Origin of the sequence: Oculatella sp. LEGE 06141, from assembly GCF_015207605.1 — a bacterium.
GTDB lineage: Bacteria > Cyanobacteriota > Cyanobacteriia > Elainellales > Elainellaceae > Oculatella.
In genome coordinates this window covers 52,239-75,106 of record NZ_JADEWO010000019.1, presented here as the reverse complement: position 1 = coordinate 75,106, position 22,868 = coordinate 52,239, and the positions used below count along the sequence as shown (strand labels likewise).

General features: G+C 52.5%; 17 protein-coding genes. 3 read left to right on the top strand and 14 right to left on the bottom strand.

All coding sequences use genetic code 11. The features are described from left to right. Positions 1-19 precede the first annotated feature (19 nt). Positions 20-2,755, bottom strand: a complete 2,736-nt coding sequence (locus IQ268_RS14880) for an amino acid adenylation domain-containing protein (RefSeq protein ID WP_228035379.1) — start codon at positions 2,753-2,755, stop codon at positions 20-22. 248 nt (positions 2,756-3,003) lie between these two features. Between IQ268_RS14880 and IQ268_RS14875 the strand changes: the two genes are divergently transcribed. Then, positions 3,004-3,879 carry a DUF6875 domain-containing protein gene (locus IQ268_RS14875; RefSeq protein ID WP_193880274.1) on the top strand — a complete coding sequence of 292 codons (876 nt, stop codon included), beginning with the start codon at positions 3,004-3,006 and terminating at the stop codon, positions 3,877-3,879. Positions 3,880-4,102: 223 nt separating this feature from the next. Here IQ268_RS14875 and IQ268_RS14870 read toward each other — a convergent pair whose 3' ends face one another. From IQ268_RS14870 to IQ268_RS14840, 7 genes are all read right to left on the bottom strand, one after another. Continuing rightward, complete coding sequence (locus IQ268_RS14870) at positions 4,103-5,533, bottom strand: phospholipase D-like domain-containing protein (RefSeq protein ID WP_339383316.1); 1,431 nt, start codon at positions 5,531-5,533, stop codon at positions 4,103-4,105. Positions 5,534-5,593: 60 nt separating this feature from the next. Further along, positions 5,594-7,918, bottom strand: a complete 2,325-nt coding sequence (locus tag IQ268_RS14865; RefSeq protein ID WP_193880271.1) for a CHASE domain-containing protein — start codon at positions 7,916-7,918, stop codon at positions 5,594-5,596. A 133-nt stretch (positions 7,919-8,051) separates the two neighbouring features. Then, complete coding sequence (locus IQ268_RS14860) at positions 8,052-9,224, bottom strand: sugar phosphate nucleotidyltransferase (protein ID WP_193880268.1); 1,173 nt, start codon at positions 9,222-9,224, stop codon at positions 8,052-8,054. A 364-nt stretch (positions 9,225-9,588) separates the two neighbouring features. Further along, on the bottom strand, positions 9,589-10,449 hold the full coding sequence (locus tag IQ268_RS14855; RefSeq protein ID WP_193880265.1) for a segregation/condensation protein A: 861 nt from the start codon (positions 10,447-10,449) through the stop codon (positions 9,589-9,591). A 249-nt stretch (positions 10,450-10,698) separates the two neighbouring features. Next, the gene (locus IQ268_RS14850) at positions 10,699-11,061 is read right to left on the bottom strand and encodes a lipopolysaccharide assembly protein LapA domain-containing protein (protein ID WP_193880262.1); all 363 of its coding nucleotides are present in this window, start codon (positions 11,059-11,061) and stop codon (positions 10,699-10,701) included. Positions 11,062-11,207: 146 nt separating this feature from the next. After that, a complete protein-coding gene (locus tag IQ268_RS14845) occupies positions 11,208-12,077 on the bottom strand; it encodes a DUF3153 domain-containing protein (RefSeq protein WP_228035377.1) in 870 nt (289 codons plus the stop codon). A 122-nt stretch (positions 12,078-12,199) separates the two neighbouring features. After that, entirely contained in the window at positions 12,200-12,733 is a 534-nt protein-coding gene (locus IQ268_RS14840) for a hypothetical protein (protein ID WP_193880259.1), read from the bottom strand. A 343-nt stretch (positions 12,734-13,076) separates the two neighbouring features. On the opposite strand from IQ268_RS14840, the gene IQ268_RS14835 reads away from it, so the two are divergent. After that, positions 13,077-13,559: a hypothetical protein gene (locus tag IQ268_RS14835; protein WP_193880256.1), complete on the top strand. Its 483-nt coding sequence runs from the start codon at positions 13,077-13,079 to the stop codon at positions 13,557-13,559. A gap of 1 nt (position 13,560) precedes the next feature. Here the strand turns inward: IQ268_RS14835 and IQ268_RS14830 are convergent, their stop codons facing one another. Beyond that, entirely contained in the window at positions 13,561-14,589 is a 1,029-nt protein-coding gene (locus IQ268_RS14830; protein ID WP_193880253.1) for a carboxylesterase, read from the bottom strand. 399 nt (positions 14,590-14,988) lie between these two features. Here IQ268_RS14830 and IQ268_RS14825 point away from each other — a divergent pair, with 399 nt between their 5' ends. Continuing rightward, a complete protein-coding gene (locus tag IQ268_RS14825; RefSeq protein WP_370584665.1) occupies positions 14,989-16,386 on the top strand; it encodes a glycosyltransferase in 1,398 nt (465 codons plus the stop codon). Positions 16,387-16,433: 47 nt separating this feature from the next. Here IQ268_RS14825 and argB read toward each other — a convergent pair whose 3' ends face one another. The 5 genes from argB to IQ268_RS14800 all read right to left on the bottom strand — a co-directional run bounded on the left by argB (position 16,434) and on the right by IQ268_RS14800 (position 22,421). Further along, on the bottom strand, positions 16,434-17,327 hold the full coding sequence (argB, locus tag IQ268_RS14820) for an acetylglutamate kinase (protein ID WP_193880250.1): 894 nt from the start codon (positions 17,325-17,327) through the stop codon (positions 16,434-16,436). A gap of 82 nt (positions 17,328-17,409) precedes the next feature. Continuing rightward, positions 17,410-17,982 carry a shikimate kinase gene (locus tag IQ268_RS14815; RefSeq protein WP_339383315.1) on the bottom strand — a complete coding sequence of 191 codons (573 nt, stop codon included), beginning with the start codon at positions 17,980-17,982 and terminating at the stop codon, positions 17,410-17,412. A 55-nt stretch (positions 17,983-18,037) separates the two neighbouring features. Continuing rightward, complete coding sequence (locus IQ268_RS14810; protein ID WP_193880247.1) at positions 18,038-19,030, bottom strand: hypothetical protein; 993 nt, start codon at positions 19,028-19,030, stop codon at positions 18,038-18,040. An 80-nt stretch (positions 19,031-19,110) separates the two neighbouring features. Further along, the gene (locus IQ268_RS14805; protein ID WP_193880244.1) at positions 19,111-19,752 is read right to left on the bottom strand and encodes a flavin prenyltransferase UbiX; all 642 of its coding nucleotides are present in this window, start codon (positions 19,750-19,752) and stop codon (positions 19,111-19,113) included. 239 nt (positions 19,753-19,991) lie between these two features. Beyond that, positions 19,992-22,421, bottom strand: a complete 2,430-nt coding sequence (locus tag IQ268_RS14800; protein WP_193880241.1) for a ribonuclease R family protein — start codon at positions 22,419-22,421, stop codon at positions 19,992-19,994. Positions 22,422-22,868 lie beyond the last annotated feature (447 nt).

Genomic DNA, 22,868 nt, shown 5'->3' with positions numbered 1-22,868 from the left:
GAATGCCTTGGTGTAGCCATCATTTCGAGGGGGACAAGGGAACGGATGAGAGTGTGGATGAGCTGTTCCGCAACGCGAGAGCCTGTGCCAAATCCAGGCAAACTCGCAGTTTCTCTGCCAGCACTCTGGCATACGGCTCTCGCAGCATATCGAAATGGTTGCACGCTATGTCTTGCACTTCCACCCCTCCAGCAATCAATTTTTCCCAGCCTAATTTAGAATCAATCCTGACTGCTCGCAATGAATGGTCAGGCTGTTGGGTGGCGCGAAACAGAACGGCGTGACCTGGATAGCTCCGAGGACTGTATGCCCTTACTGCGCGATCGCAAACTGCTCGGATCGTATCCACTGCTAGTAACGGCGGTGTGGGCAGGTGATCGGCATATAACTTGCGAACCAACTTCTGCTGCACATAAGCAACCTGATCTTTCAGTTCAAGGCGCGACCATTTCTTCAGACGATGCGAGACCCGAACACTCAACGGCAGGGGTTCAAACCAACCTGCGGGACGGTTGTGTGTATCCAGCAAGGCCAATAGCGCTACGGTTTCCCCCTGAGCATGGAGATATCTGGCGATCTCATAGGCTACTAAACCACCAAACGAGTATCCACACAGAAAATAAGGCCCAGACGGTTGCAGCGATTGGATCTCCTTCAGGTAGCCAGCCGCCATTTCCTCGACACTAAGGTAAGGTAACAGTTCATCTTCCAGGTCTTGCAGTTGTAGCCCATAAACCGGCTGGTCGTTCCCCAAATAGTGTGCCAGATGGTAGTAGCTAAGAACGTTGCCATTTCTGGCATGGACACAAAATAGAGGCGGTTTAGTACCATTGGGCTGAATGGCAACCAGTGCTTTCCAGGGAGTGCTTTGTTCGTCCTCTTGCAGAATACGGCTCAACTGCTCAATCGTCGATGCCTGAAAGAAAGTACTCAGGGGAAGTTTTCTGCCGAATTTTTCGTCAACCTGCGCCAACAGCCGTACCGCGAGTAGCGAGTTTCCGCCTAGCTCAAAAAAGTTATCCTTCACACCAATAGGGTGAATGCTCAAAACCTGTTCCCAAATCTGGGTTAGCTCACGTTCCAGCGAGGTTTGGGGTGCAACAAAGTCGTCCAAATCAAGGCGCTCTTGCTCTGGGGCGGGCAGGGCGCGGCGATCGACCTTACCGTTGCTGTTAAGCGGCAACGTCTCTAACATCACAAAAGCAGCAGGTATCATGTAGTCGGGCAAGCTGTCCTTCAACAGGCTTCGCAGCTCGTTAGCGCTGGGGGCGTGTTCCTGGGAGGGAACAACATAGGCCACCAGACGCTTATCGCCAGGATGATCCTCACGAGCCATTACTACCGTTTGAGCCACAGCAGGCGATTGGCTCAATGCGGCCTCAATTTCTCCTAGCTCAATGCGAAAGCCGCGAACTTTCACTTGATGATCGATCCGACCCAAAAATTCAATGGTGCCATCGGGCAAATAACGAACCAGGTCCCCCGTTTTGTAGAGGCGATCGCCCACCCTATCGCTATAGGGGTTAGGAATGAACTTCTCACGGGTCAATTCGGGACGGTTGAGATAGCCCCGCGCCAGTCCGGCACCCCCAATATGCAGTTCACCGGGTTCGCCAATGGGAACAGGGTGGAGTTGCTGATCCAGGATATACGCCTGAGTATTCGCAATCGGGCGACCAATGGGCGCAATGGGGAAATGGGTGCCACGCTGGCATGTCCAAAAGGTGGCATCAATCGACGCTTCCGTTGGCCCATAAACATTGTGCAAAACCTGATCCAGGTTCAGACGGGCAAAGAAGCGTTCTTGCAGGTCAAGCGGCAGCGCTTCACCGCCGCAAAAGACATGCTTGAGACAGTGACAATGATCCAGCCCTTTTTCTTCTAGAAGCAGGCGCAGCATGGCGGGAACGAGGGCAATGACGGTGATCTGCTGCTGGGCGATCGTTTCCACCAGGTAAGCGCTGTCTTGATGGCCGCCGGGTTGCGCCAAAACTAGCTGTGCCCCAAACGACAACGGCCAGAAGATTTGCCAAACGGATGGATCAAAACTAAAGGAAATGGTTTGTAAAACGCGGTCTGTCTCGGTTAGTGGAAAGGTGGTCTGTCGCCAGTGCAGTTGGTTACAGATTCCGGTATGAGTGATCATCACTCCCTTGGGCTGCCCGGTCGAGCCGGAGGTATAGATCGCATACATTAAGTTACTGGCGATCGCCTCACACTCTGGAGTCTCCTGGCTGCTCTGAGCAATGATCGGCCAATCGGAATCTAGATAAATAACCTGCGCCTCATGAGCGGGGAGGCTACCCGTGAATTGCGCTTGCGTCAGGATTACGGGTACCTGAGTATCTTGCAGGATAAAGGCCACGCGATCGGCGGGATAAGCCGGGTCTAAAGGAACATACGCCCCTCCAGCTTTAAGAACGCCCAGCAGCCCAACCACCATGTCGAGAGAGCGATCGATGTAAACACCAACCAACACATCAGAACCAACACCCCGATCACGCAAATAATGAGCCAGTTGATTAGCACGCTGGTTTAACTGTCGATAGGTGAATTGCTGCTTGCCAAACACCACCGCTACGGCATCAGGCGTTTGCGTGACCTGAGCCTCGAACAGTTGATGAATACATACATCGTTTGGGTAAGGAGCCTGCGTGTCATTCCATTGATTTAGAACGAGCTGGCGATCGGCTTCCGTGAAAGGCTCCACCGAGCAATTGGGCTGATGATGTGACGCTTTACTCTCTAAGTTCATCGAGACACGTTGAAAAACGCTTTATGTACTTGAGCTTAATCACTCAGTCTTAGTACACAGAGGGGATTGGCTCTATTTGGTCATTAACTTCATCGTTTTGCGTAACAGCATAAAGTTTTTGTAATTCAAGCTACCAGTGAGTAGGCAATGGCTGAATCCATAAGCAAATATACAGTTCAGTAAGCATACGGAACATTAAACGGCTGGCCATCAATTATTAACTCCTGGTATCTAGAACCTAACGTGCTATGAGCTTGACCATCTGCTTCAAGCGGCAACAGTTAGGTTTCTTTGTGAAGACCGACCTTCTCTTCAAGGATGTGAGAACAATGCAGCTCTATGCACCTGCTCAACTTGATCAGCTTCAACGCGATCTCCCGTACTTCAACGAAATTACGGATTGGGTTAAGAACTTTTTGGCAAAGCCTCACCCTGAGTTAGGGCGATCTGGCCCTGTTTGCCCATTTGTGCCTCGCGCCCTTCAGCTCAACACCATTCGGCTAGAAGTCATTCGTGCTAAAGATTTAGAGCAGCAGCAAATCGAAGAGATTGTTAAACGCTATCGAGATGTGTTTATTGAACTGGAGCCAAAACAGGGCGATCTGGCTTTCTACAAAGCAATTATGCTGGTTTTTCCAGATATTCCAGCCGAGGACGCCTTCAAGCTCATTGATGGGGTGCAACAAAAACTCAAACCCTTCTTTGTCGAATCAGGACTGATGCTCGGAGAATTTCATGAGCGCAATGAAGGCGAAGGACTACACAATCCAAACTTCCGACCGCTTCGCAGTCCCATTCCCATGCTGGCGATTCGCTTTATGGCTGAATCGGATCTGCCGTTTCTCGATCGCCTGACAGATGAACCCCAGGTACGGATTCAGTATCTTGAAGCTTACATCAACCGCTTGAGTACCACCATTAAAGATGAGCGGAAGTTGACGAATGCTCGCAAAGCCCTGGCACTGGCCCACGCGCAACTGGAGCAGGGCAATACTGTAGAACTGATCCAGATAGAGCCGATCCAGGTAGAACCAAACCAAACAGAACCAGCCCAAACCCCCTCGAAATGCCCCTTTGCCCGATTGGTTAACCTGTTCAACAGGCCGTTTCGGCTCAGTTTCTAGCGCATTGAAAGCATAGTGAAATCAGGGTTAGACGCGATCGCCTTTCATTACCTCGAATCGTTACCTCGAACTGGTATGAATGCATCTCCCCTCTGATTCGAACACTGCGGTTTATCAGAATTTATCTATTTTCAACTGCGGTTTGGCTCACTGTAAGGCTGATTGACCAATTTCTGCAAGGGCAGGTTTTAGCCCTGTTGTCAGTCATTGTTAAGCGATCGCACTACAGGTTACATTGGGTTTGCCGTTCTCGAACTTTACCTTGTAGCCAGGTGGGCACGCCAAGCGTTGCAGTGCTATAGAGGCGATCGAACTCTCGCTCAAAATGAGCCGCAACGGTTGGGTTATCAATGACCAACACATTCTCATCATTACCTTCATTGGCGGCATTGCTCCAGTTTTGGGAGCCAGTGATGACCAAATGCCCGTCTACCAGGCCAAACTTGTGATGCAGGATATCTCCCTCTGGCAAATTGGGAATGCCCACCGTGGCAATGGCCGAAGTCCAGGGTTGGTTTTCGGCTTCATAGCGGCAGCGATCGTCTGCCAGAGAAATCCCCATCATGTCTAGCGCTTCACTATAGTTGCGGTAGGCAAACCCTGGATCAATTAAGGCTCGGATTTGCACCCCCTGGCTGTGTTTTGTTTGCAGCAGGTTGCTCAGGTTTTGTTCAGAAAAGACAAATAGCGCTAAATCGGCAGAACGAGTGGCTGTGTTCAACGCCCGACCAATTAGCCCATTGGCGCTTTGTTGCCAGGGTAAACGGGGAGATGTGGGAGAAAACTGAACTGTCACGGTGGAACCGGGTGCAACAGTCACCGTTTGCGGCGAGCGGTAGGGCTTCTTTAAGCCAAACAGACTATCAGGATTGCCACCAGGCCCATCGCCCCACATCACCTCAAATTCCTGGGCAAAGAGTTGCGCCACATCAGGATTGGCGATCGCAATGAGATGATTGGCGTTCCCTTGGCTCTCTTCGGAGGCAAAATCACCATGAACATCGCTAGTGGTGAGGTTAGCAGATGCAACCAGTACCCGCTGGCGATCGATCACCACAAATTTGTGGTGCATCAAGTCACTGCCCTTAGAACCATCTGCCGTATCATCAATCAGCGGAATCTGCCCGGTTTGCAAAATGACGAGTGCATCACCCTGGTCTATTTCGCTCTGGCTTAATTGCCCATCTCCGTTGCGATCGGCTAATTGAACCGCTTCAAGATATTTACCCTGCTGTCGCTCTGGCAATTGCGCCACCTGATCTGGGGTTAAACTCGTCCACGGCTGGCGATATTCATTTTCAACAATCACCCGCACGCGCACGCCAGCTTGCTGCTTTTCCCGCAACGCCTGGGCAATGCGAGGCAGACGAAACTCATGGCTGGCAACATCAATCGACGTTTGGGCAGTGGCGATCGCCTCTACGACCACCTGTTCCAAATCATCTCCTAACCGTTCCTGCTGCCGATAGGGTTCCGTATAAGCAGCGGCCTGGGAATGGTTGAAATAAACCTGAATCAGTGGATCTTGGGGTAACGGTTCCAGCAGCGGTGTAAGGGCGGCACTTTGTTTGCGGCTGCTGATACCCAAACACAGCACTGCGCCTAAGCCAAGCAGCACTCCAACCCCAACCCAAGGCTTTGACAGTAAACGCACTAGAGATGCACCAGGATAAATGAGACATTGCTTTTAGTAATGCCCGGTGGCGATCGAGATTTAACAGGAATGATGCGGCAAGGTAACTGTGAATAGGGTGCCTTTATCGATCTCACTGTCAACCTCAATGTACCCACCATGTAAATCAACACAGGTTTTGGCAACCGCTAACCCTAACCCAGTCCCCACTACCTCGCCAATGTTTTGTCCGCGATAAAAAGCGTCATATAACCGGGGCAAATCGTCCGCCGGAATGCCAATCCCCTGGTCTTGAATCTGGAAATACACCTGAGTCGGGGTGGAGGATAGCCGGAACTGAATGGAGCTAGTGGGTGCAGAATACTTGATGGCATTTGCCAGCAAATTAGACAAAATTGAATTCAGCAGCTTGCTATCGAAACAGGCAGACGGAATCCGAGTATCACTGACAAAATGAATGGACTGCTGCGCGGCGGTACTGTACTGCACGTCTTCAATTACACGACGGCAAAACGGCTCTACATCGATCGGTTCTGGACGAAACTCTAGTTTTCCGGCTTCGGCTCGGTTGAGGGTGAGAATGTCGCTCAAGAGTTGCGCCATGGTTTTGGCTGCCGTTTGGATGCGCGACAGATTTTTGACTTTCCGTTCTTCAGGCCAGTCCTGGCTGCTGGACAATAGCTGCGTAGACACCAGGATAGTGCTAAGCGGATTGCGAAACTCGTGGGACACCATCGAGAATAGCCGCAGTTTGAGATCGGTTAATTCCCTGGTATGCGCCAGTTCTGCCTCTCGCTCTTGCACTTCCAGTTCCAGTTGGTTGTTGGCTTGATACAATGCTGACTCAACCTGCTGGCGTTCCGTAATTTGTCGCTGCAACAAATAATAAACGCCCAGCAACAGCGCAAAGCTGAGAAAAATACCCGTGAGGTTGATCCAAAAAATGGCTTGGGCGCTGGTTTCTGCCTGCAATTGCCAGGATCGAAGCTGCGATCGCGCCTCTGCTTCCATTTCAGCAATCATCGATCGTACCTGCGGTTCTACAGACAGTTGGGTGGATGGCAGCGGTTGAGCCAACAGCCGTGCAAGCCGGGTAAACCGGGTTTGTTGCACGGCATTATTGACTGTCGCTTCACGCAAGACAGTCAGCGCCGGATCAATATCAGATGCCGTTGGGGGCTGGCCGATAGACCTTCCGGTAGACCTTCCGGTAGCCGTACTAACCGACCCAAGCTTTGCCAGACTCGCCAGCACAGAATAGGTCTGCTCAATCTTATCTTTACTGTGGAGCAAGCGAGACATGTTCCAGAAAGACCCGGCATTTGCACCCGCCAACACCAGCAACACCAACCCCACTCCCGCCGCAATCAGCTTTTTCTCTAGCAGCCATCTCGCCTGGGTTTGCTGCAAATTTTGCAGTGCTTGTTTGAGCTTAGTCGCTTCTGCTGTTGCCGCATCGGCTCGAATCCGGCTTTGCTGATACAGTTCGGCGCGATCGACATAGGCCGTTGTTGGAGCCAGCACCAGCGACCATTGGCGATCGGCAATATCAAAATTGCGAGTACAAATTGATTTGTATGGCCTTGCCGTCTGCGCGCTAGCGCTATGATGGGTTGCCGATCGCGGTGAGGCAGAAGCAAAGGGTTGCACCGTAAAGGCAGTATTCGCCTGGGCAGTGGGGCTGGCAGCCACCCGTTTGGCTTCAGCGTCGTAAGCTGCCAGGAAACTGTCGCCTGGTACATCCGAGCGGTCGTACAAATAAAAATCAATGTTTTCGAGGTTCAGCCCCGGCAAGGCGTTGCGAATGATATCTGCCAGACGAAACACCCCCAACACAAACCCCTGGAGGTGCTGCCGCCGACTCGAAACCGTTTCTAGCACAGCGTCCTGGCTATAAATCGGCAGAATGACAAGTACCCCAAACTGCCGCTGCTGTTCCTGAATCAGCTCGACTCGCCCACTGAGAGCGATCGCCCCCGTGTCTCGCGCCTTTTCCAGTGCCGAGCGGCGAATCGCATCCGAAGCCAGATCAAAGCCAAGCGCCAGTTGGTTCGTGTCGAACGGTTCAACATAGCAAACCGGGAAGTATTCCGATCGCGGTTGCGCTCGCACAATCTCGCCCACTGGCGTTTGTTCCGTGACTTGAAAGTTGGGATATTCCAACTGAATCGCCTGCTCAAACGCCAGCCGCTCTGCCGCTCCCAGGCGCGGTAGCCATTCCAACGCTTGAATACTGGGATGACGAGCCAGCACAGGCTGCACAAATCGGGTAAAGTCGGCTCGCTTTACCTGCCCGGACGAAGCAAACAGTTGGCTGATCGATCGCAACACTTCAAAGCAAGCGTCTACACTGCGCTGTAAGCTGCTTGCCAAAATATCAGCCCGCTCTTGCAGTTCTGTCCTCATTGGGTTAAGCGTCGTATGCGAGAAACGTTATGAAATGAGTTTAAGCACATTTGCCCAAAACTCAAGTAGGGACACGGCAATGCCATGTCCCCACACGTAACCCGATCGCTTCACCCAATGGGCAGATGTAGTGTTATCCTCTCACCCCATCGGTGCCCAGCAACTGGGCGATCGCTCTGCGCTCGGCAGGTGAATGCTCAGGAGGAGCCTGACGCGTATCGGTAATGAGCCAATCTAGCGCCGCCGCTTGTACATCAATGGACGCACCTGTCTTATCAACACAGTAGCGACCAAAGACCAGCTTATCGACTAGGCGAACCCCTGGCCCCAGGCGAGAGTATTCAAAAATGACGCTGTTATCGACGGTTGCACCGCTGCAAATATAGCAGCTAGGGCCAATCATAGAAGGACCAATAATGCGGGCACCGTCTTCGATCTTGGTCATGCCGCCAATGTAAACGGGGCCTTTAATGTCTACTTTGTCCCAGTTTACGTTGACATTCAACCCGGTGTAAACGCCTGGAAAGACCTGGTGACCAGGAATCGCTACGTTTCTCACTTCTCCTAGCAACACGCTGCGAATAGCACGCCAGTAATCGGGCACTTTACCAATGTCAACCCATTCAAACTCCATCGGAACCGCGTAAAACGGAGCGCCCGTTTCAACCAGCTTCGGAAAAAGCTGACCGCCAATATCAAATTCCGTGCCAGATGGAATGTAGTTTAGAACTTCGGGTTCGAAGATATAAATACCTGTATTAATGCAGTTGCTCAGCGCTTCCTCAACGGACGGCTTTTCCTGGAAGGCTTGAATGCGACCGGATGGATCGGTGACAACCACACCATAGCTAGGAACCTCTTCCATCGGTACCGATTTGGTGACAACGGTAGCGATCGCGCCCTTCTCCCGGTGCCAGCGCACCGCTTCCGAGAGGTTCAAGTCGATCAACGCATCACCGCAAAGCACCACAAAGGTATCATCAAAAAACGGGGCAAAATCCTGAATTCGTCTCATGCCGCCAGCGGAACCCAGCGCTTCGCCAACCAGCTCCCCGTCTACGATACGTCCCTCAAACGAATAGGCAATTTGCACGCCAAACCGTTGCCCATCTCGAAAATAGTTTTCAATTTCGTTGGCAAGGTGGCTGACGTTCACCATAATTTCATCGAACCCATGCTGCTTAAGCAGTTCCAGCAGAAATTCCATCACTGGCTTCTGCAAGATGGGAATCATGGGCTTGGGAACGGTGTAGGTAATGGGACGCACTCGAGTGCCCTTCCCAGCGGCGAGAATCATCGCTTTCATAGATTATTCGTCTCTTTATCCTGGGCTGTTGAGCTTCTGAGAGTTTTGGTTCTAAATTAAGCAATCTGTTCCAGTTTTTCACAATCTTTTCAGATTGCCAGTACCAGAATCGTAATTTTGCAGAATCTACATCTAAAAAAGTTAATAGATGAATGTCTTAATTTCTAAAGATAACTCCATTACAACCGTGCGGCTCTCCGCAAACAAATGTTGCAGCCGGATAGGAACAGCAACGCGAACGAATAGCAAGCGGTCGGTAGCAAGCGATCGCTTCCAAAAAAACAACCAGGGTGTAAAGACTGAGTAGAGAAGTTAGAAGTCGTCCTGATCCTGAATTCTACCTTCCCTGGTGGCGCGAACCGAGCTAATCGGGCAGGGCAAATGCAGACAGTTCTGCCGGGTTGAGGTCTGAAGCAGGGTCAAAACTCCTCACCTTTAAGTCCTGATAAAACTCGTCCTGAGCTAGCTCAACTTTAGACTGTGCCGACAGAAACAACAGCGCCCAAAACACACCTACTCGTTCGCCCTGGGGGGAATGGTGTGCCGTATCGTCCTCCGGTGCCGTCTTTGCTGGAGATTGCGCCTGTTCAGCCGTCCACCAGTCCAGCAGTCTCTCAAAATCTAACCATTCCTGGCCTGAACCAATCTCCTGCCAGCGGTGTCGCAAAAACGCTTCCAGGGCAGCAGCCACTTCAGATAAGTCTTCATCGTGGGCAAGTTCAGCGATCGCTTTTAGCGCCTTGCTGCGAGACGGGGGGCGAGGTCGCCGCGTGCGGATGCGCGGCGTCGCGTCTGACATTGCCGTAGCCATTAGCTCAAGCTGATTAATCAGCTCTGGCAGGGTAACCCGGCGGTTTTGCTGGGGACGGGCAACCGCTCGCCGCCGCAGGGTGCGTTCCAAATTAGAGGGGAGCGATCGCTCGGCCAATTCGGGATCGGCAAAAAACTCCTCCGGTTCCAGTTCGTCTTCAACCTGCGCTTCCAGACGGGCTAAGCTATCGGCCTTGAGCAGCACTAACATCGACGCATATAAAAAAGCCTGCCCCGATTCGGACAGGTCTGCCGCATAGGAAGGGCCACCATCTTTCGTAAGTTCCGCTGGCTGAAGCTGACTCAGGAAGCGATCGATCACATCAATCACCTGCACATCCCACGGGTCAATTTCTCCCTGTTCTGCCAGGTCGATTAGAAAAGCGATCGCGTTTTGCGCCAGAGAGACAGCCATAGAGGAAACACTTACCTCGTACTGGTGCGAATAAAGAAAATAGCGGCAGCTAGAATTAGCCCCAAAAGCAGAAAAGGCACCCAAAGACTCCAGAGATTAAGCGGGTCAATCAGCGGGGTAACATCCATTGGTTGAGATGACCTCACGGCAGTTGGTACGTTACAGCAGCCATTCGACCCAGCGCTTCATCTCTGAAGTCTCCAGTTGGGCAACCATCCATTCAATCATTCAGCCCTACAGCCCGGGGAACTATTGCGCGAACACCTCAGCATCAACGCTGTCGTCAATGGGCTTAGAAGCAGGCAGGAGATGCTGCTGTTCTTCTAGTTCTACCTTATAGCGCTGAATATTCTGTTCGAGTTCCTCGATGCGAACATCACGCTGCCGAATTTCTTTACCTGATTCCATCATTTTCTGTAGCTGAGTCCATACACTGAAGACCCAGGCCAAGACCGCACCAATCCCCATCGCCATGAGTAACTCAACGCAAAGCGGAGCCTGGAGTTGAACTCCTTCAATAATATGAATGGCGGCAGGTTCGGTGTTTTCAATTCCAAACAGAACCAGAGCTAGACAAATGACAAAAATGATGACGAAATTAATTTGACGCATGGACTGAGTCCTCAATCTTGCGAAAACCTAAACGTTGACTTCGAGGCGACTCTAGCATAAACCTGGAGATATCTCCTAGTTTGATCACCAATTTTGTATCGCTCCAACAGAGTTTAACGGTTGGATTCAACGCGATACCCGATGTTCTAGCGACTTTCTGAGAGCGCCACTTCGCCGCCCTCTGCCAGGGTAGGAGCCAGTTGAGTTTTTAAGAAGGCTCCGGCAACCACCAGCAGCAGAATGACAGCGGTGCCAATGCCGAGTGGGCTAGGAACCCAAAACACCGCTTCCACATGGTTGGCTTGTCCGGCTTGTAAGATCCACACCAACTGATTTCCCTGCTGGACAGGCTGGAGTGTATTAGCCGTTGCGGGGCTGCGTGCCCCCCAGGGGGTGTTCAGGCTAAAGTTTAGCTCTAGTAACGATCCTGGACTCACCAGCAGGTTGCCATTGGCCGACAAAACGCCTAACGACCGTAAATCCAGGTCGTACACCAGACGGTTGCGCTGCAACAGCAAAAAATTGCTTTCCTGAAGGTGCAGGGTGGACTCAATTTCGGGTAACTCAATGCCAGCCTCGCTGACCGATCGCGCCTCCGATGGCGTAGGTTGAAAGAAGGTGTTGAATTTGGCTTCTAAGTCTTTGCCGTTATTAAACGGAATGGTGATAGTTAGGGATTGATCGCCCGTTCGCCGCGTTTTACCACCCAGTTGGCGAGTGCGGCGCTCGATGCTTTTGAGCCAGTCTTGCACCACAGACCCACTAAAGGTAGTGAGCCGATCGCTCACTTGAATCTGCTGCACAATTTCACCCCTGGTTTGGCTGGCGTAGTGAATGCCCACGTCATACTGCACACAGCCAGACAGGAACAGAAACGCGATCGCAATGATCCACAACAGCCGCAGTTTCACCAGAAGGCGCACGATTTGTCTGGAAAGCCTGGTTGGGTTCAGCTTGCCCATGCCGAACGGGGAAGAAGTACGGTACGAAGCGGCATGGCGTGCAGTTCTGCTCATAGAACGTCATCTTCTAATTGCAATGGGGCAAAGAGATCTAATTGAACGATAGTACTCTGATATTGGCTCAGGCTGATGAGGTGAGAGGGTGTCCTTAATGCAGGCAAGCTAGGGCAAGGGGGCTAGCTGCCAACCCAGAACAAGCTCGCCATTGTGAGGGCGATCGCCACTAGCGCCACCCAAATAAACCGATTGTCTTTAGTATTAACCTGGCTTAAGTCGATGGGTTCAGGCTCAAGCTTGGGTTTGGGGCGAGCCGTTCGCTGAGCGGTGCTGCCATAGCGCGAGGTGGCAATGCGATCGCCATTGGCATCCTCTAAGGTCGCCAAATCGGGAATTTCGGTCAGCCATTCTGGACGAGCCTTGAGCCGGGGGGCTTTAAGGATATAGAGCAAGCGACGACCTTGCTTGCGCGTATCGATATCGGGATGTCTGCTGGCCTGTTCACAAAGGGCGATCGCCTCGGCACGCTGGTCGGTAGCTTCGTAGGCAGTAATGAGCCAGATTTGCACTTCTCCACCTAGCTTGGACGTGCGGCCAGCCAAATTTAGAGCCTTTTCTAAACACTGTACCGATTGCCGATATTGCCCTCGTTCGAAGGCGCTCTTACCCGCCTCATATTGAACTCTAGCTAAATCTAAATTCTCAGTATTCACGATGCTTTTTGATTAAACGTTGAGTTGACCCATGTGGCTTGCCAAATCTGATCAAATTGGGTTCGGTGGAATCTAATTCACAATTGGCAACGTCAAATGAGCCATACCCTTCAAATTTTATCGAAGCGAGTTAGGCTGAAGAAAACAACTACAAAATTCAGATTAGGGTGAAAGAATCCGAGGCCGGAGATAGCAACCCTTTGGGCTGATGGTGCTGATGGTTCAGGTTGTACGTTCAGCGAGTGCAGGCTTCCGTTCCAGGTTACTCTAGGCTGATTCAGTCAGTTGGCGATCGAGGGTCATCTGCCGCATAAACCAAACTTAAGACGCTGAGGAACATTCCATGCTGCAAATCCCATCCGGGTTACGGCACGTTGGCAAGGCTAAACCCATACTCATCTTGACCGCACTGGTGACCGGAGCGTTAGCGCTAGCGATCGATACGGTGCCAGTGCAGGCTAACGAAGTGCTGATTCGAGACGGCGGACTGACCGTCCAGGTTGGCGGATCGTACCCGCCCAGCAGCACTTTACGAGGACGACGCATTTCAGTGTCACCCCCATCCACGGTTACAGTGAGCGATCCTGTGTTTTATCGTCCTGGCTCTGGGCAGGTGGTGCGGAGCCGCATTCAAGACTCCACGCTGATTAATCCAGTGGTCATTGATTCGTCCATTCGAGATTCAACGCTGATTAACCCGGTGATTGTTGATTCTCCTGGCCGTGGCGGTAGAACAGTGGGGCGATCGATCATTATTCAATCTCCCGGACGCAGCACCAGCTCGTCGTGCCGTTTGATGGCCGAAATTCGAGCGGCGTGCCAGTAGGCTAGAACCGCGAACTGCGGTTACTGCGTGCAATAACGATCGATCGCTTGTCTACCATCGTCATCATTGCAGGCATATCACGAGAGACTCGCTGACCCAGATTCAGCTCGGATACCGCTGTGTTAAACGTTTTGCCTCTGGTCATGCGGTATCCGATTTCTTCTACCTCTGCCCAGGTCAAATCGCTTTCGATATACGCCTTGCTCATGGTAATCAGCAGATTCTCGTATTGATTGCCCTCCACCTGGGTCATCATCGTGTGGGGAATATCAAGCACCTGATCAAAGCGGTGATACCAACATTTAGGTTGGTGCTTCAGCGCTGTTTCAAACAGGATACGGTGATCTCGGTTGCCAACCGCCATATCACTCTCGCTCGACACAATAAACAGCGGTGCCACCGGGCTGCGAGCCGCCTGGTTCAAAATTTCTTTGCCCATCTGCAAGAACACCCGTAGCGCTGGCACCATAAAGCCGCCGTATCCCAACTTGCCTTTGGGGTTTGGGTCAGCCGATACCCATTCAAAATAGGTGTTGAAGTTGCGCACAAACAGGTCAATAACCTTATTGCTGCTGCTTAAATAAGGCGCAAAGGCAAGCGTGCGATCGATCTGCTGAGGACGCTGAAAAGCGAGCCAGGTTGCCAGCGTGCCACCGCCCGAAAGGCCACCGACCACCACCTTTGTGCCGAGAGCCTGCGCCACCTGCAACCACTGGAGCGCAAACTTTTGATAGATCTCTGCTTGCTCGGGCAGGGGCGGCGGATTGTTGCGCCCCCACTCTCCGGCCTGCCCATGTCCCGGCATTCGAGGCACCAAAACGTTGTAGCCCGCCTGAAACAGCGCTTTCCCAATGGGATCAAACTGATAAGGGCCGGCTGTAAAGCCATGAAAAAACAGACAAACTTTGGAGGTTGGAGCCGATTTAAACAAGAATCTGGAACGGCAACCGTCATTCTGCAAGGGCAGAGCGTCTTCTTGAACTTTAATTCGGTTAATTAGAGATGCGGTGAGTTCAGAATAACGAACCATTAACGATAGGTTGAGGAATGGTAGTGCAGTAGAAAGCCGCGCAGCGTCACACCCGGTTCTCAACAGACTGTAGCTCATATAACCGGGCGTTGCAGCCCTCAAGGTGGGTTAGTAACCCATGCGAGTAGAACAAGTGTTCTTCAGCCACACGATAGAGAACGGGTGGTTTAGGAGTATAGATAATTCAAGAAACTTGACCTTCCGACCCACTTCATAAACTGAGAGGTTAAGTTAGAAACCGCGTTAAGAAAGATGAACTTATCAACCTACAACTTCTAACGACAATTTCTAACGGTAAAAACAGGGATTTTGGTCTCAACCAGTTGAGGCTCCGTTGAGCTATTCAACAGCACTGGTGCTGCATTCCTGTCTCTTCCGAATTAGAAGACATTCCTCAACGTGACCCACCTGCCTTTACTGCATATGAAGACGATTCAAGCTGTGCATCGATACTTTCCGGGTTCCTGCGGCGGGATTCAGACTCATCTTAGTGAAGTGATGCCTGAGCTGCAAGCCAGAGGGGTAGACTGCCACGTTGCGGCTTCTCAAGCGCAATCGACAGACGACCACTATCTGTACAACGGCGTTGCGGTCTACCGCTATCCGGTTTTTCCACCACCCAGGCCAGAACCGAATCATGGAGCGACTCCCCATGGAGGGTTTCCCATCTTTGCCAACTGGCTCAAGGGACACCGCGCCGATCTGTACCACCAGCATCAATGGACTCCTCAATGTGGCTTACCGCATTTACGCCTCGCCAAAGAACTCGGTCTGGCGACGGTGATCTCGCTTCATCTGCCTCAACCTATTTGCTTGCGGCAAACGTTAATGCTGAACGGTACCGAGCAGTGTGACGGCAGAATCGATACGGTACGGTGTAGCTATTGCAATGGTGTATCGCACCGCTTGCCGCCACCTGTGGTTCAAGGGTTAAGCCATCTACCCAGGCCAATTAGCCTTGCGGCGAAAGGAATTCACCGTCGCCTGGAGACGGTTGCGGCGATCGCCCCCCTAACCGATGGCATACTGCGCCCTGCATTTATCCCGGCGTGGGTGGCCGCGCGGCGGCATGGCTTGCTGGAGATGGCTCAGTTTGCCGATCGCATTCTTGTCATGAGCCAGTGGTTTTACGACGCGATGGTGATCAACGGCATTCCTGAAACGAAGTTAGCTCTGTTAAGGCAGGGTATTTCTGTCCGGCCAAAATTACCGCGTCCTTCGCCGCCAAATCGCCCCCTGCGCGTCGGCTTTTTAGGCCGTTGGGATATGAATAAGGGCATTCATATCCTGGTGGAGGCCATCAAACAGTTGCCCACCGAGACACCGATCGAACTGGTTATTCATGGCGTAGAGCAGGACGAAATTTACAAAAAACAGGTGATCGATCGCATTGGCGACGATCCGCGCATTCAGGTAGCACCCCAGTTGGCGCGCGAAGAGATCCCGTTGGCGTTTTCCCAGTTAGATGTGCTGGCAGTGCCCTCGCAATGGCTAGAAACGGGTCCGCTGGTGGTTTTAGAAGCCCATGCCCACGATATTCCCGTTGTTGGTTCCGATCTGGGTGGTATTCCAGAGCGGGTTCGGCATGAGGTTGATGGGTTATTGGTTCCAGCCAGCAACATCAAGGCATGGGCAGACGCGTTGGCTCTACTGGCACACCATCCAAACACGCTGGCTCGGCTACGTCGCGGCATTCGCCCGGTACGGACGGTTGCCACGGAAGCCGCAGAGCTAAAGGCACTGTATCAAACTATCCTGGCGAGTTCGGGGCCTCCCAGACAGGAAGTTTACCAATAAGCCTGGACAGGACAGGATGGTTGCAGCACTACGGAATTAACCCGATGCTACAGGTCAAACTCTGATGCGACGATCATGGAGCCAATTCCGGCATCGGTAAAGATTTCGAGCAGCAGCGCGTGGGGAATGCGACCGTCGATGATGTGAGCCGCCCGAACCCCCTGAGCCAGCGATCGCACACAACAATTCACCTTGGGGATCATGCCACCTGCCACCACGCCATCATCAATTAACCGACGGGCTTCTTGAATATCGAGCTTGGCGATGAGGGTAGACGAATCGTGATAATCCTGCAAAATGCCGGGAGTGTCGGTCATCAAAATCAGCTTTTCAGCCCCCAGTGCTGCCGCCAGTTCTCCGGCAACAGTATCAGCGTTGATGTTGTAAGCTTGTCCGCTGTCATCGGCAGCCACGCTCGACACAACGGGAATATGCCCTGCCTTTACCAACAATTCCAGCAAATTGGTGTTGATGCTGTTCACTTCACCGACAAAACCAACCCCTTCGCGCCCTTCGGGTCGAGCTTTGATAATGTTGCCGTCTTTACCACACAGGCCAATGCCAGAACCGCCCGCGCGGTTAATCAGGGAGACCAGCTCTTTGTTGACCCGACCGACCAGCACCATTTCTACCACATCCATCGTGGCGGAGTCGGTGACGCGCAGCCCGTTTTTGAACTGCGGTTCAATCCCAAGTTTGCCCAACCAGGAGTTAATTTCGGGGCCGCCGCCATGTACCACCACGGGACGCAGGCCAACGCAAGCCAGAAACACCACATCTCGGATCACTTTGGCCTTGAGGCTGCCGTCTTTCATGGCGGCACCGCCATACTTCACAACGATGGTGCGTCCGGCAAATTGCTGGATGTAGGGCAGCGCTTCACTGAGAACACGAACGCGCGTGGCGGCGGCTTCCTGGATATATTCGCTTTCGCTAATCATAGGGCGAGCTATTTATAAGCTATTCAATCAACAAGCTGTTCAATTCACCAGCGAGATAACGGAGGTAATAGGATGCAGTGTATCAGCCAGACTCGCCATTAGCTGGCGACATGGGAGGATGTTGTGGTTTGATGACCTGATCCAGTTCGGTTAAGACCCGAGCCGCTACTTGCTCCGCTTCGTCGGTTTCACTTACCGAGACACGCACATCAGCCTGAGCATAGAGCGATCGCCGTTGCTCAAACAGGGTTTGCAGTTTGGCGAATGGGTCAGGATCGTTTAGCAATGGGCGGGTGGTGCTGTGCTGAATCCGACGATACAACACATCAATGGGAACATCTAACCAGACTACAATGCCGTGATGCAGGTAGCTCCAGTTTTTGCGCTGAAGCACAATGCCGCCACCTGTGGCGATCGCCAGCCGGGGACGAGACGACAAATCTGCTAAGACCTGCGTTTCAAGCTCGCGGAACGCCGCTTCACCCGATTCAGCAAACAGTTGAGCAATCGACTGCCGGGTGACCTGCTCGATCAGGGTATCGGTATCAAAAAAGCGATAGTTTAACTGCGACGCTAAGATGCGCCCCACCGTAGATTTACCTGCCCCCATCATGCCAACGAGGTAAAGGTTAACGCCTTGCAGCGAGTTCTTCACAGCATTTGCCCTAACTAAGCCACCCGTTCAACGAACCTGTCAAACGGTTCTCATCTTACCAGTCTTTGTTTTTGGGGCTATCGCTCCAATCATCATCAAAGTCCCAATCGTCTTCGTCCGCCGTTCCACGGTCAGCCGCAGCGGGAGATCTAAAGCTGGGTTCACGATAGCCCGGTTCGTCAAACGATTCATCGAAGCCAGAATCAGCGGCATCGGGTTCATCAAATTCTGGTTCGGCATCGGGTTCTGGACGATAGGGCGGTCGGATGACTCGAAAATCGGCATCGTAGACCGTTTCTGATTTATCTGGCTGATTTGCTCGGGTGTTAGTTGCTCTGGTGCTATCTGCTCTAGTGTTATCTGCTCGGGTGTCATCGGAGCGGCGATAGCTGTAGGAATACATTGATCCGGTTTGAGAGCGGTTAACCGGCTCCTGCGGAATTTCGTAATCGGTGCGGGGTGGGGGTGTCGATGAGCGGGAAGCGCGATCGGCTGGCTCTTGCCCCTCTTCAAAGCCATCCCAATCTGACCATTCCTGGTCTTCTGTATCCTGAACCGGGGTTCTGATGTTTGGCATACCGTCAACGGGTTCGCGGCTGGGTGCCTGAGCCTGAAAGCCCGACCAGTCCTCCCACTCTTCGCTCTGTTGTCCGCTGCCTTCCCAGTCGTCCCTGTCGCGGCTACGGTTGCCGCCAGAATAGCCCGCCGAAGCTGATTCTGATTGCGGCTGAGCAGTCTGGCTTCCCGTCCAACCAAAGTTCCAGGTGGCGTTGTTGCTGGCGCTAGCCGCCTGAGTGGTGGCAGCTCGTTGAGCCGCACGCGATCGCCGTCCTCCAGAGGTCAGGTTCGCCAAACTGAACAAACCAGCCACCACTAACGTCGTCAATGCCCCAGCGGCGATCGCTCCCAGCATCCAAAAGGCCAGCGGCAAAGCCAACGTTTGTAGCCCAAAAATAACCAGCGGCAAAACCGGCGACCAATTTTGCAAGGCAAATAGAATCAAGCCTCCCAAAATTAAGAGCAAGAGTAGAATGCGTGTCGCTGGCATAATGTCCTCCTCAATTGAGGCGTGAGAAACAAAGGGTGCAATGGGCAGGGGAATGCTGACAAACAAACGTGATAACTAAATTACGGGTCAACCTCCTGCAAATGACCTTGCCAGCGTTGAATTGGAACACAGTCCATCTCGAACTGGTCCAACGCGCGAGCCACCACAAAATCCACCAGATCCTGAACGGTTTGCGGGTTGTGGTACCAGGCAGGAATGGCAGGGACAATGCGCGCACCCGCTTCTGCTAAACGGGTCAGGTTACGGAGGTGGATGAGGCTAAACGGCGTTTCGCGGGGCACTAAGACCAGTTTACGCCCTTCCTTAAGCTGGACATCGGCGGCTCGTTCTAGTAGATCGGAACTCAGTCCGGCGGCAAGCTTAGCAACGGTACTCATGCTGCACGGCATCACCAACATGCCAACGGTGCGAAAGGAACCGCTAGCGATCGTTGCGCCGACATCTCCCCAGGGGTGGCAGTGGAGTTTGCCTTTGCCATCGTCAACACCCGCCTGCTGCCGCCAAAAGTGCTCTTGCTGCACCGCTTCCATTGGCATTCGGATGTTTTGCTCGGCTTGCCACACCATGTAGGTTGATTTAGAAGCCACTAGTTCGATCGCATACTCTGCTTCTAGCAGAAACTTGATGGCGCGAACAGCATACACCAAGCCAGATGCACCAGTAATACCCAAAATTAGAGGACGTGTACTTGCCGAAGTCATTAACAGTCAGTGAAGTGGGTGGTTAAAAATGAGGTTCGGTTAATTGAAGCCCCTAACCTTACCCTAACCCCTAATTTCAAGCCGCTGAAGCCAAATTCTCTAATTTATTGTCTAGCGACCCCGGCAAAGACTGTTTTTGCACGGCACCTGTTGCATGGCACACTAACCTGGCTTTAACACCGCAAGCAACTGGACGAGGACTCTAACGAGTCCTCATCGGCTGAAGTTGTACTCATAGGCTAGTCCTCGTAGGGATTGGCATGAATGCTGTCGTTTGCATCCAGTTCAGCATCCAGCCCCAATTCGTCCATCTCGTCATCGGGGGCTTCATCGGGAGCCTCATCATCGGTGGCCTCGCTGCCACCGCCAACTGCAACCAGGTCAATTTGTTGACGGTAGTAATCAACGCTCTTGACTTGAACCTCAACGCGATCGCCCAGGCGATACTGTTTCCGGTTCTTGCGCCCAACCAGTTTTTGCTGCCGCGATCGATATTCGTACCAATCGTCTTTCAGCGAACTGACATGAACCAGCCCTTCTACCAACAGTTCCTCAATTTCGACAAAGAAGCCATAGGACTGAACGCCCGTAATTAAACCGTGGAACACTTCACCCGTGTGCTGCTGCATGAATTCCGCTTTCTTCAACCCTTCCAGGTCGGTTTCAGCTTCCTGTGCCAGCTTTTCCCGTTCGCTGACATGCACCGCCACCGAAGCAAAATGCTCCTCTAGGGCTTCCTGAACGTCGTTGGGCAGAATGTTCCAGGTAATCTTGCCGTGGCAGGTGCTATTGCGAAGGTTCACCCGCTCTTTCGAACGGCTGGAACGGCGATCGCGCCCATGTTCAAACACCGCATGTAAAACACGATGCACCAACAGGTCGGGATAGCGCCGCATAGGAGAGGTGAAATGGGTATACCCCAAATCCAGCGCCAGACCAAAGTGGGGCCCTGGAGACGTGCTGTAGGTTGCTGGTTTTAGCGTAGATAGCAGCAAATACGTCAGCACTTTTTCTGCTTTGGAGGTGGAAAAGAGCTGCACCAGGCTTTGATAGTCGCGGGGATAAACCGTTTCTTCATCCTCCAGGCGGTAATCAATGCCCATGTTGCTGATCAGCTTGAGAATTTCCTGAACATCTGCCGGATCAGGAATGCGATGCACCCGGTAGATAGCAGGCACTTGCAGCGCTCGCAGATGGGACGCTACGAGCTGATTCGCTAGCAGCATGAACTCCGTCACAATCGAGCGGGCGGGTAAAAAGGACGACACGACCATGGCACCCAGGGCACCTTCATCGTCGTACTGGAACTTGGTGGATAGGAATTTTCCTAACTCTGGGTTCGTTTCATCTGGAAAGATCTTTTCGGGCAAGTTCAAATCAAACGCACCGCGCTGCTGCCGCTGTAGCCGCACCGCATGGCTCAGTTGAAAGAGCTGATCCAACATCTCAAAGATGGATTCAAACTCTTGCAGGGTTTCCACTGGGGGCAGTTCATATGCCATTGGGGCGGGTGTTTCTTCAGGCGACTGGTGCCGCTGGACGATCGCCTGCGCCTGCTGGTAATCGAGCCGATGATCCACCTGAATTACACTGGGCTGAATTTCAAATTCAAGCACTTCTCCACTGGCATTTACCTGCAACAAAACAGATACCGTCAGGCGATCTTGTCCTTGAATCAGAGTGCAATTACGATGCACCTGCTCTGGGAACATCGGCAGTACCGTTTCTCCGAGATAGATCGAGTTGCCGCGCCGTTGAGCTTCCTGGTCGAGCGGTGAACCCGGCGGAATGTAGTACGACACATCGGCAATGTGAACGCCAATTTGCCAGAGGTCGTCCCCTAGTTTTTCCAGGGTCAGCGCGTCATCAATGGCTGGCCCGGTGGGGCTGGTGGGGCCATCAATGGTGATGGTCGGCAGATGGCGAAAATCGAGCCGATTTTTGAGATCGGTCTTACGGACTTTTCCGGGCAGGGTTTTGGTGGCTTTAAGTACCGCCTCCGGAAACAGACGCGGCAAATCGTGCTTACAGCAGACAATATCGATTTCAGATGCGGCCTGGGCATCGCTGCCCAAAATTTGAGCAACCCGACCCAACGGGGGGTAAGAACCCAGCGGATAGCGCACGATTTCAACATGCACCAGTTGGTCAACGGCTTCTTCCAGGTTGAGACCGTTGGCCTTAATTTCGAGTTCAAACAGCAGGCGATCGTCCAACGGGGTAGCGCGATAGCTGTTGCTGTCTTGCTTGACCCGCGCCAGCACCGACGAGTTGGCTCGTTCTAAAATCAGGCGAACTTCACCCTCTGGACTGCGCCGCCGGCTGCCCTCTTTCGTAACCTTGACCAGGACGCGATCGCCATTCCAGGCTGTGCTGAGATGGCTTTCACGGATGTAGATGTCTTCTGCCGCTTCCACATCTTGAATGGCAAAGCAGAAGCCTTTACTGGAACACCGCAGCCGACCCTCAACCACATCTTCTTCAAAAATGCGGCGGTATTTTCCCCGCTCTTTAACTAAAATACCGATTTTTTCCAGGGCATCGAGAGCAATTTGAAGCCGCCGAACACCGACTTCATCCTCACAGTTCAGCTTTTTCTCTAAAACCTTGGGGGCAACAAGTTTATCATCTGTGAAATTTGCCAGCAGTGTTGCGATCGAGAATTCCATGTAGCGATAGATCCTTACTGATTGGTTTAATTTGCCAACCGTTGCCATCAAAACCCAGCACCATTTGCAACAAGCTCACAGGATTCCCTGATTCCAGTTGGTTTCGTCTGACCGCAACGAGCAGCGCAAAACATCTCGACACAGTCGGACATCTCGACTATTTTGTGCCGCTACAGACGCGACCTGTCACTCTTCCATAACAGCCGCCGCTTCTTGCTTTGAGGTACGTAGCCTACCTTCAATGTGCGAACCGTCAGAGTCAAGACCAGCCGAGATTTTGCCTTAAAAACAGCCCGGTATGAGTCGAGACGCTGAGCGGTGCCGCTAGCAGCAACGGTGTTTGCAGTCAGACCATGACCTTTGAATCACCTGCATAGTTTGGTCGGCAACGGCCTGAAATGCTCTAGCTCCGAGCTTCGAGTCTTAGAGGCGAGTACACTTGGTTGC

Bases quoted from the DNA above. Each gene is read 5' to 3' on its own strand.
- IQ268_RS14880 (WP_228035379.1), bottom strand. From the start codon at position 2,755: ATGAACTTAGAGAGTAAAGCGTCACATCATCAGCCCAATTGCTCGGTG.
- IQ268_RS14875 (WP_193880274.1), top strand. From the start codon at position 3,004: ATGAGCTTGACCATCTGCTTCAAGCGGCAACAGTTAGGTTTCTTTGTG.
- IQ268_RS14865 (WP_193880271.1), bottom strand. From the start codon at position 7,918: ATGAGGACAGAACTGCAAGAGCGGGCTGATATTTTGGCAAGCAGCTTA.
- IQ268_RS14860 (WP_193880268.1), bottom strand. From the start codon at position 9,224: ATGAAAGCGATGATTCTCGCCGCTGGGAAGGGCACTCGAGTGCGTCCC.
- IQ268_RS14855 (WP_193880265.1), bottom strand. From the start codon at position 10,449: ATGGCTGTCTCTCTGGCGCAAAACGCGATCGCTTTTCTAATCGACCTG.
- IQ268_RS14850 (WP_193880262.1), bottom strand. From the start codon at position 11,061: ATGCGTCAAATTAATTTCGTCATCATTTTTGTCATTTGTCTAGCTCTG.
- IQ268_RS14845 (WP_228035377.1), bottom strand. From the start codon at position 12,077: ATGAGCAGAACTGCACGCCATGCCGCTTCGTACCGTACTTCTTCCCCG.
- IQ268_RS14835 (WP_193880256.1), top strand. From the start codon at position 13,077: ATGCTGCAAATCCCATCCGGGTTACGGCACGTTGGCAAGGCTAAACCC.
- IQ268_RS14830 (WP_193880253.1), bottom strand. From the start codon at position 14,589: ATGGTTCGTTATTCTGAACTCACCGCATCTCTAATTAACCGAATTAAA.
- argB (WP_193880250.1), bottom strand. From the start codon at position 17,327: ATGATTAGCGAAAGCGAATATATCCAGGAAGCCGCCGCCACGCGCGTT.
- IQ268_RS14810 (WP_193880247.1), bottom strand. From the start codon at position 19,030: ATGCCAGCGACACGCATTCTACTCTTGCTCTTAATTTTGGGAGGCTTG.
- IQ268_RS14805 (WP_193880244.1), bottom strand. From the start codon at position 19,752: ATGACTTCGGCAAGTACACGTCCTCTAATTTTGGGTATTACTGGTGCA.
- IQ268_RS14800 (WP_193880241.1), bottom strand. From the start codon at position 22,421: ATGGAATTCTCGATCGCAACACTGCTGGCAAATTTCACAGATGATAAA.